13 protein-coding genes are annotated in these 13,460 nt (G+C 35.8%); 4 read left to right on the top strand and 9 right to left on the bottom strand.

Annotated elements, in window-relative coordinates; all coding sequences use genetic code 11:
* Positions 1-436 precede the first annotated feature (436 nt).
* Both GQR60_RS08345 and GQR60_RS08340 read left to right on the top strand, forming a co-directional pair.
* Positions 437-991, top strand: a complete 555-nt coding sequence (locus tag GQR60_RS08345) for a hypothetical protein (protein WP_124992475.1) — start codon at positions 437-439, stop codon at positions 989-991.
* 16 nt (positions 992-1,007) lie between these two features.
* Entirely contained in the window at positions 1,008-1,562 is a 555-nt protein-coding gene (locus GQR60_RS08340) for a hypothetical protein (RefSeq protein WP_124992474.1), read from the top strand.
* Between the two features lie 167 nt (positions 1,563-1,729).
* Here GQR60_RS08340 and GQR60_RS08335 read toward each other — a convergent pair whose 3' ends face one another.
* The 6 genes from GQR60_RS08335 to rsfS form a co-directional block, all read right to left on the bottom strand.
* Entirely contained in the window at positions 1,730-2,506 is a 777-nt protein-coding gene (locus GQR60_RS08335) for an SDR family oxidoreductase (protein ID WP_124992473.1), read from the bottom strand.
* Positions 2,507-2,510: 4 nt separating this feature from the next.
* Positions 2,511-3,380, bottom strand: coding sequence for a hypothetical protein (locus GQR60_RS08330; protein ID WP_124992472.1), 870 nt, complete (start codon positions 3,378-3,380; stop codon positions 2,511-2,513).
* Between the two features lie 94 nt (positions 3,381-3,474).
* Positions 3,475-4,134, bottom strand: coding sequence for a phosphatidylserine decarboxylase family protein (locus tag GQR60_RS08325; protein ID WP_124992471.1), 660 nt, complete (start codon positions 4,132-4,134; stop codon positions 3,475-3,477).
* Between the two features lie 25 nt (positions 4,135-4,159).
* Complete coding sequence (locus tag GQR60_RS08320; RefSeq protein WP_160463441.1) at positions 4,160-4,984, bottom strand: phosphatidate cytidylyltransferase; 825 nt, start codon at positions 4,982-4,984, stop codon at positions 4,160-4,162.
* Between the two features lie 215 nt (positions 4,985-5,199).
* Entirely contained in the window at positions 5,200-7,236 is a 2,037-nt protein-coding gene (ftsH, locus tag GQR60_RS08315; RefSeq protein ID WP_124992469.1) for an ATP-dependent zinc metalloprotease FtsH, read from the bottom strand.
* Between the two features lie 28 nt (positions 7,237-7,264).
* A complete protein-coding gene (rsfS, locus tag GQR60_RS08310) occupies positions 7,265-7,636 on the bottom strand; it encodes a ribosome silencing factor (protein WP_101308127.1) in 372 nt (123 codons plus the stop codon).
* Between the two features lie 335 nt (positions 7,637-7,971).
* Between rsfS and GQR60_RS08305 the strand changes: the two genes are divergently transcribed.
* Positions 7,972-8,721 (top strand): biotin--[acetyl-CoA-carboxylase] ligase, encoded by a 750-nt coding sequence (locus GQR60_RS08305; RefSeq protein ID WP_124992468.1) that lies wholly within the window; start codon positions 7,972-7,974, stop codon positions 8,719-8,721.
* Between the two features lie 19 nt (positions 8,722-8,740).
* Here GQR60_RS08305 and GQR60_RS08300 read toward each other — a convergent pair whose 3' ends face one another.
* The 3 genes from GQR60_RS08300 to pyrE form a co-directional block, all read right to left on the bottom strand.
* Complete coding sequence (locus tag GQR60_RS08300) at positions 8,741-11,011, bottom strand: TonB-dependent receptor (protein WP_124992467.1); 2,271 nt, start codon at positions 11,009-11,011, stop codon at positions 8,741-8,743.
* Positions 11,012-11,538: 527 nt separating this feature from the next.
* Positions 11,539-12,036, bottom strand: coding sequence for a hypothetical protein (locus GQR60_RS08295; protein ID WP_124992466.1), 498 nt, complete (start codon positions 12,034-12,036; stop codon positions 11,539-11,541).
* An 88-nt stretch (positions 12,037-12,124) separates the two neighbouring features.
* Positions 12,125-12,757 carry an orotate phosphoribosyltransferase gene (gene pyrE, locus GQR60_RS08290; RefSeq protein WP_124992465.1) on the bottom strand — a complete coding sequence of 211 codons (633 nt, stop codon included), beginning with the start codon at positions 12,755-12,757 and terminating at the stop codon, positions 12,125-12,127.
* A 93-nt stretch (positions 12,758-12,850) separates the two neighbouring features.
* Here pyrE and GQR60_RS08285 point away from each other — a divergent pair, with 93 nt between their 5' ends.
* Positions 12,851-13,450, top strand: a complete 600-nt coding sequence (locus GQR60_RS08285; protein WP_160463440.1) for an NUDIX domain-containing protein — start codon at positions 12,851-12,853, stop codon at positions 13,448-13,450.
* Positions 13,451-13,460: the final 10 nt, after the last annotated feature.

Genomic DNA, 13,460 nt, shown 5'->3' with positions numbered 1-13,460 from the left:
AAGTCAAAACACTTCCAATGTTGCTTCCGGGAATTTGAATGTTGATAAAGGGATCGTAAATGTTTCTTTTGGGAATCTGAATGTAGACCAAGGATATTAAAATGTAAGTGTTGGAATTCTATATGCTGTTTGCGGGAATATAGCAGTACCTCGCTTTTTAACAAAATGCCCTATGCTTGTAAGTAATTCCTAAAATTATTTTGAAATATGAGTTTGTATTTTTTTACCGTTTAATAGTTGAAATAATGCAACAGAAAAACAGAATTCTTCAGATTTCCCTGCTGGGGATAAATATAACGGTTTCCTTGGAATATTGTTTCATTCTAAATTAAATGTATGTCACCATAATTTGAAATATTATAAGTGCATATAAGGATTTAATTGATTAGATTCATGTAGTTAATAATTTGGTTGTATCAGTAAATTAGTAAGCCTCATGAAAAATTTAATTGTAAGCATTCTGTTTTTAATTGGCAGTATTTCTGTATTTGCCCAAAAACAAATCGTAATTCTTCATCCGATTGTGGGGGATACCATTGATCTGGCCGAGAAACAAACTTATCTGTTGTTTGCTGATGTTGATGACTCTACTTATGACTATGGTCAGGTGATGAAAGAAGGAGACAACTATTTTTTGAATGTACATTCTCAATCCGGTGAAAAGTTAATAGAAGTAGATCAGTTGAAATTGGAAGAATATCATACTAACATTCAAAAATTACTTGCCTACTATTCTTATTTGGAGAATCCCGATCAATTAAAAGAGGCTCCACTTGTGGTCTTAAATCAAAAAGATACTTGCGCATCGGAGATGGATATTGAATATTTAAGTCCAAAAATGAAGAAAAAGTTGAGGAAGGATTCAGATCGATATCAATATTTGAAATCAGATGCAGAACGGAAAGGTTATTGGGGTGAAGATCAGGAAAATTATATTAAAACAGCGAGTCATTTTGTGATTTACGTATCTGATAAGAAAAAAAATAATTAAAACATAAACTTGTGCTATGAAGGATTTAAAGGTGGTGTTTCTCAATACATTTATTCTTTTTGGTACTCTTTCAGTTTTCGCTCAGAAAGAAGTGATAATTCTTCATCCGGTCGTGGGAGATACCATAGATCTAGCCGAGAAACAAACTTATCTGTTGTTTGCTGATGTTGATGACTCTGCTTATGACTATGGTCAGGTGATGAAAGAAGGAGACAACTATTTTTTGAATGTACATTCTCAATCCGGCGAGAAGTTAATAGAAGTAGATCAGTTGAAATTGGAAGAATATCATACCAACATTCAAAAATTACTTGCCTACTATTCTTATTTGGAAAATCCCGATCAATTAAAAGAGGCTCCACTTGTGGTCTTAAATCAAAAAGATACCTGTGTATTGGAAATGGACATTGAATATTTAAGTCCGAAAATGCGAAAGAAATTAAAATATGATTCGTCCCGATATCAGACAATAAAGTCAACAGCCGAGGAAATGGAGTTTTGGGTGACAGATAAGAGTAATTACATCCATACTTCCGGATATTTTGAGATTTTGGAATCCAGTGGGAAATAAGAGGATTGGCACATTGTAAAGTGAATCATACACAATTTTACGTGTGATTTTAGTTCGTAGTGGTTAAGGTAATGCAGTAAATAAATTTTCCCCGTAGGGGATATGGAAATAACATACGAAGGAAAAAGTAATAACCCCAAAGAATTCAATTCATTGGGAGTTGTTATTTATCCGTGTATTCCTAAAATCTGCCCGCCATCAACACTAATGGTTTGGCCGGTAATATAGCCTGAGGAAGGAGAGAGCAGCCAAGTGGCCAGCTGACCCAAGTCTTCAGGATTTCCCATCCGTTTCATTCTGATGCCCGAGGCAATTTTATCTTTAGCTTTCTGGGAAGTGATATTTTCCTGTTCAGCTTTTTTCTCTAATAATCTATTAATGGCAGGAGTTTCATGATATCCCGGGCCAACAATGTTTAGTGTTACTCCCGATTCGGCAATTTCCTGCGAAAGGGTTTTTACAAAACCAACAACCGAAAGACGCAGCGAGGTACTCAACACCAAATTATCAATGGGTTGTTTTACCGATGAACTTTCCAAAAAAACCATTCTTCCGTAACTTTCTTTTATCATCAAAGGAACAAGAGTCTGGGTCAATTCTACTTTCCAACGCAATAGCTGATGGTAGGCATTGTCCCAATCGTCAAGTTTTGTTTCCAGGGTTTTCATTGCCGGTGGTCCTCCAGCATTTACAAAAGCACCAGAGAGCTTTCTACTGCCTATTTTTTCCGATAACAGATGGATGGTTTCCGATTGAGTGATATCACCGCAAAAGCTTTCTATTTGATCTGGATTGGAATTTTGCAACTCATCCAGTTTCTCTTGTCCGCGGGCAATGGCAATCACTTTAGCACCATCAGCGACTAAATTTTTTAATACGGCACTCCCAAATCCCGATGTGGCACCGCAAACCACAAAGAGTTGATTTTTAATGTGTAAATCCATAAAATTATTTTTTTAACTGATAGGCAATTACCCTATTGTTATGAAATGTAGGAACTAAAATTATTTTTTGTTCGGGAATATAGCCTAAATCGGCTGCGTTTATTTGCTGCTCGGCAGAGCTTAGCAGTTTTTTAGCTTTCCCCGATTTTATCATCTGTATGTTGCCAACCCAATCAGATATTATCCAAGTGTTGTCATCAAGATTTATCAATCCATCTATGCTTCCTGTGTTATCAGCAAGAGTTTTAATCGATTTAGTGTCTGTCTCAATTTTAATAATTTTGTTGAGAACACCGGCACAAAGATAATCATTCTTAAAGGTTAAGCCGTTTACATGATCCAGTTGATCGTCTTTTAACCAGACAGTAAAATTTCCATTTTTCAGACGGTGAATACTCCCTGTCATATTATCTGAAACATAAACAGTCCCGGTTTTAGGATTTACTGCAACATCATTTAGAAAAATAGCTGTAGGGGCAGGATATTTTTTACAGATTTCTCCTTTGAGGATATCAATCACAATCAAATCATTAATATCACTAACAAAAAGGAAATTGCCGTATTTGGCCATTCCTTTTGGAGCATCAAGTCCGGTAATCCACTTGTGAGTAGTAATTTCCCCTTTTAGGTTAAGCTTGGAAATGTACCCATTACCATCCTGATTGCTGGGCGTTCCTTTTATATTTGAAACATATATGCAGGAGTTGTCAGCATCGAAAAAAACTGATTCAGGAACTTCAAGAGTGTTTTCACTTTCCCAAAGAAATTCAAGCTCTGAGCTGAGAAATGCGGGAACATCTGTTTGTTGTCCAAAACTTGCAGAGCTTTGTATGCAAATTAGGGCAATAGCTATAAATCGAATAATCTTTGTCATGATATATTGGTTAAAAGTTCGCAAACGTGAAGTTACGACTTTTTACAGATCAGACCTGAAAAATTATTCGCAATAAGGATGTGTTACTGTTAATTTAATCGGAGAAACGGCCAATGATAGTTTGAGAACCAGTTACTTTCTGGTTTAATTTCACATCAATTTTTGTTCCTAAGGGAAGGTAAAGATCAACTCTTGAACCAAATTTAATGAATCCTTCCTGCTGACATTGCTCCACTTTTTCGCCTTCTACAGAGTAAGACACGATTCTACGCGCAACAGCACCGGCAATTTGTCTCATTAAAATTGTGATGTTCTCGTCTTTCTCGATTACGATTGTAGTTCTTTCGTTTTCGGAAGAAGATTTAGGCAACCACGCTTTTAAAAATAAGCCGCTGTGGTGTCTGAAATATTTTATCAATCCTTGTACAGGATACCAGTTGATATGAACGTTTAAGGGTGACATAAATATGGAAACCTGAAGTCTTCTATCTTTAAAATATTCCGATTCTTCTGTTTCTTCTATCACAACCACTTTTCCATCTGCAGGAGCAATAATCAAGTTGTCTCCAACAACAGGAGTACGTTTAGGAACCCTGAAAAAAGATACAACCAACAAGAAAAATGTGATGCTTACCGCGAAGAAGATATCGAATAAAAGTCCGGAACCAATGGTGAAAAACAGTATTGCATCTATAACTGCAATAGCGATAAAAAATACTGCAATAATTCCGAATCCTTCCTTGTGAATTGTCATACTTTGAATTTAAATTTTGGCAAATTTAATGAAAAAATTCTTTGATTGTTTGCAAGAATACAAAAACCATAGGAGATACTAACAAAATGGCATCAAAGCGATCAAGAATGCCACCGTGTCCTGGCAGGATATTTCCTGAATCTTTAATGTTAATACTTCGCTTGAAAAGAGATTCAACTAAATCACCAATTGATCCGAAAACAACAACAATTACTCCGGTTACCAACCATTGAACCTGAGTTAAATCGTCTGAGTAATTGGAGTATAACCAAGCAACTACTAATGTTATAATTGAACCTCCAATGCTTCCTTCCCATGATTTTTTAGGCGAAATCCGCTCAAAAAGTCTGTGCTTTCCAAAATTAACACCAACTAAATAGGCTCCAGTATCATTCGCCCAAATCATCACAAAAACCCCCAGAATTATTTCGTAATGGAATTGTTGATCATTAAATGGGAAAACCATATAATTTAATAATGAGAAGGGAAGTGCCACATATAGTAAGCCCAATAACGTGAATGCAATATTCGCAAATGGGTTTTCTTTTTTTCGGTACAATTCTATAATGGGCAGCATAACAATGGTTACCACTAACAGAAGAAAAATACTTGTAATATTAAGGTGCAAATCAGCAAAGCAGGCTAAGAATAAAAATCCTGCAGCAAGCATACCAGTTACAAATTGCGGCGAACTATTGGCTTTCTTCGCTAACTTGTAAAATTCAAAAGTACCTAACAGGGTGATTCCAAGAAAAACGGCTAAAAAGCCAATTGGGTGCAGGGTAATTCCCGCTATTAAAACAATTGCAAAAATGGCAGCTGATAATGTTCTCTTGATAAAGTTCCCCACTTGATATATTTTATATAGTTGAATCTGATCCTAACCTGCAGATTTTGCTTTTGTAATTATTCGATCCCAAAAATAGTGTTTTTTCAGCACTTATTACAATCGGATATTTTAAGCGAATCTTTTAGGAGTGGATAAGAAAAAAGAGGTTAAAAAAAAGCTAAATTATTGAGTTTCCTCAATAATTTAGCAATTTAATTTATGATGGTAAGGACTGATTAAACAGTCTGATTTTCACTGTCATTAGTTGTGTTTTTACTTTCAGGTATTGGAATGATTTTCTTTTCACCCAAACCTTGAGGCTCGCCAAATTTTCGTTTGCCAAAAATTGCTTCTAAATCTTCACTGAAGATAACTTCACGTTCCAAAAGTAATTCTGCAAGTTTTTTGTGTTTCGACATATTGTCTAAAAGAACTTGTTTGGCTCTTTTGTAGCTTTCTTCAATTAATATTTTAATCTCAGAATCAATTAGTTCAGCAGTTTTCTCACTATATGGTTTTGAAAACCCATAATCTGATTGTCCTGAAGAATCGTAATAACTCACATTTCCTACTTTCTCACTCATACCAAAAATTGAAACCATCGCCATTGCTTGCTTGGTTACCTTTTCCAGGTCATTTTGAGCACCAGTTGATATTTTTGCAAAAGTAATTTCTTCCGCAGCACGTCCACCCAATGTAGAACACATTTCGTCCAGCATTTGTTCTTTGGTTGTAATGCTTCTTTCTTCAGGTAAATACCAAGCTGCACCCAAGGCTTTTCCACGTGGCACAATTGTTACTTTCACTAAAGGATGAGCATGTTCCAGTATCCATGAAATAGTAGCATGACCTGCTTCGTGATAAGCAATGGTCTTTTTTTCCTGAAGTGATATGATTTTATTTTTCTTTTCCAATCCACCAATAATACGGTCAATTGCATCTAAGAAATCTTGTTTCTCAATAATTTCTTTCTTCTTTCTTGCCGCAATCAAAGCTGATTCATTACACACATTTGCAATATCAGCACCCGAGAATCCCGGAGTTTGCTTCGCCAAAAATTCTTTATCAAGATTTGGATCTAATTTTAGAGGACGTAAGTGAACGCCAAAAATTTCTCTGCGTTCATTTAAATCAGGCAGCTCAACATGAATCTGACGATCGAAACGACCGGCACGCATCAAGGCACGGTCCAAAATATCAGCGCGGTTGGTTGCGGCTAAAATTATTACACCTGAATTGGTGTCAAAACCATCCATTTCAGTTAGCAGCTGATTCAATGTATTTTCACGCTCGTCGTTCGAACCCATGTTAGGATTTTTACCACGTGCTCTACCAATTGCATCAATCTCATCGATAAATACAATACAAGGCGATTTTTCTTTTGCCTGCTTAAACAAATCACGAACACGACTCGCTCCAACACCAACAAACATCTCCACAAAATCGGAACCCGACATGCTAAAGAAAGGAACATTTGCTTCACCTGCAACGGCTTTTGCTAATAAGGTTTTTCCAGTTCCAGGAGGTCCTACAAGTAGAGCTCCTTTAGGGATTTTACCTCCCAATTTGGTGTATCTTTGCGGATGTTTAAGAAATTCAACAATTTCTTCCACTTCCTGTTTTGCTTCTGCCAAGCCTGCAACATCTTTAAAATTGATGCTAATGTTAGATTCCTTATCGAATACTTTGGCTTTCGATTTACCAACATTAAAGATGTTACCACCTCCGCCACCACCACCGGCACCTTTACTCATCCGGCGGAATACATAAAACCAGATACCAATAATTAATGCAAAAGGAAGTATCCATCCAATAAAATCACCGAAATAATTTTCTTGAGTTGTATACTCAGGTTCAATCCGGTTTAAATCAGAAACCCCTTCCTGAGCACTTTCTAATTGATCTGCAAATTGCTCAATAGAACCAATTGGGAAAGTATAATGCGGACCTGCTTTTGAAGGAGAATCAAAACTACTTTCGAAAAGAGCTGGATATTTGTCCAGGCTTTCCTGTTTAAGATAAACATTCACAGCAAGAAGATTACGGATTACAACAATTCGTTCAACATCAGAGTTGCGAATCATATCATTTTTCACCTTTTGCCAGCTGGTTTCCTGTGGTTTTTGGCCAATGTTTAGAAGATTAAGAGCAATAAATGCTACGGCAATTAATCCGTAAACCCAGTATGCGTTAAATTTTGGGGGTTTAAGCATACTGTTGCCATTCTTTCCTTTTTGGTAAGGAGATTTATTTTGATCATTATTTTCTGTCATTCTTTTTAGTTAAAGGTTATTGTATTGGCTAAGCATTCTGAATTTTAGTTACAGCAGCATCTGCCCATAAACTTTCAAGTCGATAAAAATCTCTGTATTCTTTTTGAAAAATATGAACTACTACATCAGCATAATCCAATAAAATCCATTGGGAATTTTGATATCCTTCTATTCGCCATAATTTTTCATTGATTTTTTCTCTCACATATTCTTCTGCCGATGCGGCGATTCCGTTTACGTGAGTGGATGATGTTCCATGGCAAATAAGGAAATACTTGCAAACCGAACTATCAATATTTCTTAGGTCAATCTTAACAATTTCTACTGCTTTATTTTTTTGCAATCCCTCAATTAAGGACTCAACGAGTTCTTCTGTTGTATTTCCTTGTTTTTCTGCCATTCTTAATATTTTATTTACAAAGATAATTTTTTTTCAAATGAATAAAATTTGTTTTTCAATTTGATTTAAATAAGCTTTTAAAATCTTTAATGTACATGTAATTGCATGTAAACCAATCACTTGTTCTTGTTGCTTTTGCTTTTTATTTCGTTTTAACCGATTGCAATGTCTATTAATGATTCTTGTATCCTTAGTTTTCAAGAGTGATTAAGCGAATTCAAAGTTTTACATTTGTCTTTCATTATGCAAGGTAATGATTAATTTCACCAAAGATTACCAAAATATCAATTGTTAACAGAACAGTATTGTCTCGTTGAAACTAATAATTTTCATTCATGAACAGATGTTTATTTTCTCCCCATTTATTAATCCGCAAAAACGAAATGCATTCAACAAATGATTTTGCTTTGGAGTTGATAAAAACTCAAAAACCGTCAGCTGGAACTGTCGTTTTGACATTAAGTCAGACAAAAGGCCGAGGACAGCGTGCAAATATTTGGGAAAGTGAAGAAGGCAAAAACCTTACCATAAGTATCATTCTTACACCGGAATTTCTACCAATACCACATCAATTCCAAATTTCTATGGTTATTTCTTTGGGGGTTTACGATTATTTGAGTGGATATTTAAAGAATGTTTCTATAAAATGGCCTAATGATATTTATGTTGGAAATGAGAAGATTGCCGGCATATTAATAGAACATTCCATTATGGGATCAGCCTTAAGTCACAGTATTTGTGGTTTAGGTTTAAATATTAATCAGTTAGAATTTGTATCCGATGCGCCAAATCCTACTTCACTGGCAATTTGTACCAATAAAGAGTACAATTTGGACGAAGAACTGACAAAATTGTTAGCCTGCATTGAAAATCGATATTTTCAGTTGGTGGATCAAAAGTCAGACCTGTTGGAAAAGGATTATCTGAAATCGATGTATTGGATGAATGAAAAGCACCGGTTTTCGGATGAAAATGGCACGTTTGAGGGCCAAATTGTTGGCATCACAGAGTACGGGCAGCTGCGAATTAAGGCTAATAGTATAGAGCGAATTTATAATTTTAAAGAGGTGAGCTTTATTCATTAGCTCACCTCTTATTTTTATTTTAAAAATGAACAGTAAATTTTACACTGGCATTTCTTCCTGGATTATAGAAGTTTAATGGTTTTAAGCTTGATAAATGATCTATGTAAACCTCGTTGAAAATATTGTTTACACTAAATAGTAAACTTGTTTGGTATTTGCCTAATTTAATATCCGTACCTGTTTGAATGGCGATTAAATCATAAGCAGATGTTTTGCTTTCGAATTTAGCCGGATGTTTTTGATCGAAAGCATGTTTCCAGCTTAAGCTGATAAAAGGAGCATCGAAAACTTGATTTCCTTTGGCAAATAATCGAACAGAAGTATTTAGCTTGTGCTGAGGAATAAATGGTAAGCGTTCTCCATTATCTTGTTTTGCAATTACCATGGCATAGTCGGTATGAAATTTCATAAAGGAAACTGGAGCTAAATTTATTGCAAGTTCTCCACCATATAATTTGGCATCCTGTTGTGAATAAGAATATACAAAGCCTGTTCCTTCAGGAGCAGGTTCATCGGTCGGTGCCAAATACATATAATCATAAATCTTGTTATAAAAAGCAGAAAAATCGATATTGCTATTACGAGTATGGTAATGAATTCCCAAATCGGATTCCAAACTTTTTTGTGGATCAAGATTTGCATTTCCTTCTTCAAATCGGTTTCCGTGTAAGCCATGTTGGGTTAGTTCTGCTAAATTTGGTACCCGATAACCGGTTGCAAAGTTTGTTCGCATAAGTAATTTTTCTGACAGATGAAATGTTGCGCCAACTGATGCATTTAAATTGTCGAATTGTCGGTTGATATGAACTGTTTCTTCTTCATGGTCATCATGCACTCCTGGTTCAGCATGCGAATGCCCGCCGGCTTCTTGTTCAGGAACATATAATGACCGATGATCATACCTTAGTCCTAATTGAATTCCTACAGTATTAATCTCCTTCTTTAAAAGAGCAAATGTCGAGAAATCATCAATTTGAGCGTTTGGAATGATATGATTTGGTGCTTCGTGATTGGTATTGGATTGATGCATTCCTTGAATTCCGATAAGGAATTCGGTTGTTTCAGAGCTTGGGAAATATAATTTACTATCATATGTGAAGGTATTTAAATCCATATCTACCAATCGGAAAACAGTTGATTCAGGGTTTCCGTTCAATCTTCGTTGGTTGAATTGATAAGCGGCATTCAATTCTAATTTATAGTTTCCCAAAAACAATTTGTTTCTCGATGAAATTAAATGTTGAGTCAGGTTTTGGTACCAACGATTATTTTTTCGGTTTCCTGCATTCACTAAATTTATTGATTCCTCATTGGTCATGCCAAGTTTGGGCTGCAGGTAATCGTAGTAAATTTTAAAACTTCCAAAATCTTTAACCATTCCCATGCCTAACTGCAATCCATCTGAGTTGAAGCGGGTATTGGGAACGTATTCCCCATTGCCATCTTTGTAATCCTTGTGAGATTGTTTGTTGGCGCGCAGCATCCAGAACCAATCTTTCTGAGAAGCTTTTACTCCAACAGTTGTTGCCAATCCCTGAGTTACGCTGTAGTATTCACTTGAGATATCTGCCTTTAAACTATTGGCAGGTGCAGGTTTCTCCCGTACGATATTTATTACACCTCCCATGGCATCCGATCCGTAAAGTAAAGATGCAGGACCTTTAATTACTTCGATATGATCAGCTCCCTCTTCGTTAATTAAAAATGGATGATCAGTTGAGAACTGAAAGTTTTCCAAACGCACTCCATTGTTTAGAAAAAGAATATTATTTAAGGAAAGACCACGAATTACTGGAGTGCTGACTCCTGGACTCCTTGAAATCACATCTACACCTGGTATAGTCGCTAATTTCTCACCTAAGGAAGGTGTCGACAGCCTTTTCAGATCTTCTTTTGCAAGCACCGAAATTTTAATTGCATTTTCGTGTTGCGCAGAAGGAAAACCTCCCGAAACAACAATGTCCTGAGTAGTGACCGAAGTGAACTGCATGCTAATGTTTAGTTCTGTATTTTCTTTTGTTATTGATATGGTATTGATTGAACTTTCGTAACCGACAAATGAAAATTGCACTTTAATTTTACCATTGGGCAAGTTTTCTAAGGCATAGTTTCCATCAGAATCACTAACAGTTCCTTTTTGAAGTTCAGGAATGAAAATACTTACACCGGGAAGAGCAGTTCCACTATCAAAGTCGGTGATTTTTCCAGAAATTTTATTGTTTTTTATTTCACCTAAGGCATAGGTGTATTGTGGCAATAGTAATAGTATTGCCAGGATATATCGTATCATGATAACTCGGAGTTATATTAATTTATGTAGTAAAATTTGAAACACATAGATATAATCGATAAGTTTCTGGGAACCTATCAACATTATACCTTCTGATCTATTCGTAATCAGATCAGCAAATTGAACATACTGTAAATGGGGGAGCCCTTAGGCAATAAGGAAGTTTGGATTTTTTATAAGATTTTTTAGTTGATTCTACAATTGGGACTTCAAATTTGAAAATCGCAATGGTTGGAATACTTGTAATATTTGCCGGAGTAAAGTAGAAATAGTCGAATCCCTGAATCTCACAAATATCTTCTATACTTGATGTGCTATGGTCGCACGAATATTTGTGATGTTCGTGATTGGGGAACATCATGTGTTCTGCCTTAATTAAAATTGGCAGAACAAAGGCTATGGATAATAGCCATGCAAGAATTCTATGATTTTTATTTAGAATCATTAAAGACAAAGCTATCTAAAAAAACGAAATGTACAAAAAAGCTGTTGAGATTTTCAACAGCTTTCATTAGATTGATTAATCCCTATTCAATACTTTGAAGCATATTGTAAGGAATTTGGGTCAGACCTTCGGCCAACTGATCAATTCCTTTTTCCAATTTCTTTTTCAGCATCATTTTCATCATGGCATTCAATTCTGCATGAACGGTTAATCTTATCCGTGTGTCATATGCATCTTTTTCAACCAGTTGAATCCAAATGTAGAATTCGAAAGGACTTCTGCCATATCCTGTCATTTTCAACACTTTGTTTTCTTCTTTTTCCACAAATTCCAAACCAGCTTCGCCAAAACCTTTTATCACGAAAGTGCAGTTGTTTTCGGTAGCTTCCCAATGCTCAATGTATTCTTTAAAATTTACTTTTTTCTTGGCTTGAGCTTCAATTTGTTCCTGAATCTGAGGATTGTTGGCAGCCAATTCGAATACCTTGGCAATTTTTCTGAAATCAGAAAAGAAACCATACACATCACTTACAGTATGTGGAATCTTTTTTACTTCACTAATAATTTTTGTTGTCGACATTTGTCTGTTCCTCCTTTAGAATGCAAAAGAGGGTATTCGCATTGGAATACTCTCTTTCGACTATTATTTTTTATAAAAAATGCGGCGCTTATTTTCTCCAGTTAGCCGGATCTTTTCTCCATTCTTTTAACTGATCAACATCTTCAGCTTTCACGTATCCAATTTCCTGAGCACGATCAATCATTACGTTGTAATTGCTTAATGTGTCTAATTTACAGTTTGCATTTGTGAAATTGTCAGCTGCAGTTTGAAAACCGTAAGTGAAGATTGCTAACATTCCCAGCACTTCGCAATTTGCTTCGCGCAATGCTTCAACAGCTTTTAAACTACTGCCGCCTGTCGAAATTAAATCCTCAATAACTACAACTTTTTGTCCGGCTTTAATTTCACCTTCAATTAGGTTTGTCATTCCATGGGCTTTCGCCGATGAACGGATATAAACCATTGGTAAATTCATTTCTTCGGCCACCAAAGCACCTAATGCAATTGCTCCTGTCGCTACGCCGGCAATTACTTCCACCTCAGGATATTTTGCCAATACTGCCTCAGCAAAAGCTTTTTTAATGTAAGTTCTAACTTCCGGATACGAAAGTGTTTTACGATTATCACAATAAATTGGCGATTTCCATCCCGAAGCCCAAGTAAATGGGTTTGTTGGTTCTAGTTTAATTGCTTTTATTTGCAACAAATATTCAGCGACTTGTTTAGCAGTATCTTGCATTCTTTCAATGGATTTATGGATTGTTAAATGAATTCAAAAAGCGGAAATTCAGTTGATTATATTTTTCCGAAGCATTTTAAAATTCTACCGCAAATGTATAAAGTATTTTTTAAAGATCGAATCATTTTTTTAGGAGATAAAAGTGAGAGTGTAAATTTCGAAGGAATGGTTTATGCCTGGGTCGAAGGCGAGTCTTTAGAAGGTCTTATTCTTCAGTTTGATGAAGATGAAAGTAAGGAGGCAATTTTTATTGTTGCTGAAGATTTAGAACAGCTTTTCGAACACTTTGAATCTTGTTTTAAATACATCGAAGCGGCGGGCGGAAAAGTATTCAATTCCAAACAGCAAATTCTGGCAATTTACCGACTTGGGAAATGGGATTTGCCCAAAGGCAAGGTAGAAAAGGGGGAGTTGGTTCATGAGGCCGCAGTTCGTGAAGTAGAGGAAGAATGTGGTATTACTGATTTGAAAATTGAAAAGGAATTGAATTCAACTTACCACACTTATTGGATGAAAGGCAAACACATGCTGAAACGAACCTATTGGTACAAAATGAGTTACTCAGGCTCAGAAAGTTTGGTTCCTCAAACCGAAGAAGATATACAGGAAGCTAAGTGGCTTTCGTCTGATAATCTGGGCGAATTCAAGGCAAATACTTATGCTTCTATTTTAGAGGTAATGAATGAGGCTTAATAGTGTTTTA

Source organism: Labilibaculum euxinicum (assembly GCF_009795715.1).
GTDB classification, from domain to species: Bacteria; Bacteroidota; Bacteroidia; order Bacteroidales; family Marinifilaceae; genus Labilibaculum; species Labilibaculum euxinus.
This window is presented reverse-complemented; position numbering and strand designations above follow the sequence as displayed.

What these genes read in the sequence shown, in the direction of transcription:
- GQR60_RS08345 (WP_124992475.1), top strand. Translation starts at nt 437, where the DNA reads ATGAAAAATTTAATTGTAAGCATTCTGTTTTTAATTGGCAGTATTTCT.
- GQR60_RS08295 (WP_124992466.1), bottom strand. Translation starts at nt 12,036, where the DNA reads ATGTCGACAACAAAAATTATTAGTGAAGTAAAAAAGATTCCACATACT.
- rsfS (WP_101308127.1), bottom strand. Translation starts at nt 7,636, where the DNA reads ATGGCAGAAAAACAAGGAAATACAACAGAAGAACTCGTTGAGTCCTTA.
- ftsH (WP_124992469.1), bottom strand. Translation starts at nt 7,236, where the DNA reads ATGACAGAAAATAATGATCAAAATAAATCTCCTTACCAAAAAGGAAAG.
- pyrE (WP_124992465.1), bottom strand. Translation starts at nt 12,757, where the DNA reads ATGCAAGATACTGCTAAACAAGTCGCTGAATATTTGTTGCAAATAAAA.
- GQR60_RS08335 (WP_124992473.1), bottom strand. Translation starts at nt 2,506, where the DNA reads ATGGATTTACACATTAAAAATCAACTCTTTGTGGTTTGCGGTGCCACA.
- GQR60_RS08300 (WP_124992467.1), bottom strand. Translation starts at nt 11,011, where the DNA reads ATGATACGATATATCCTGGCAATACTATTACTATTGCCACAATACACC.
- GQR60_RS08340 (WP_124992474.1), top strand. Translation starts at nt 1,008, where the DNA reads ATGAAGGATTTAAAGGTGGTGTTTCTCAATACATTTATTCTTTTTGGT.
- GQR60_RS08330 (WP_124992472.1), bottom strand. Translation starts at nt 3,380, where the DNA reads ATGACAAAGATTATTCGATTTATAGCTATTGCCCTAATTTGCATACAA.
- GQR60_RS08285 (WP_160463440.1), top strand. Translation starts at nt 12,851, where the DNA reads ATGTATAAAGTATTTTTTAAAGATCGAATCATTTTTTTAGGAGATAAA.
- GQR60_RS08305 (WP_124992468.1), top strand. Translation starts at nt 7,972, where the DNA reads ATGAACAGATGTTTATTTTCTCCCCATTTATTAATCCGCAAAAACGAA.
- GQR60_RS08325 (WP_124992471.1), bottom strand. Translation starts at nt 4,134, where the DNA reads ATGACAATTCACAAGGAAGGATTCGGAATTATTGCAGTATTTTTTATC.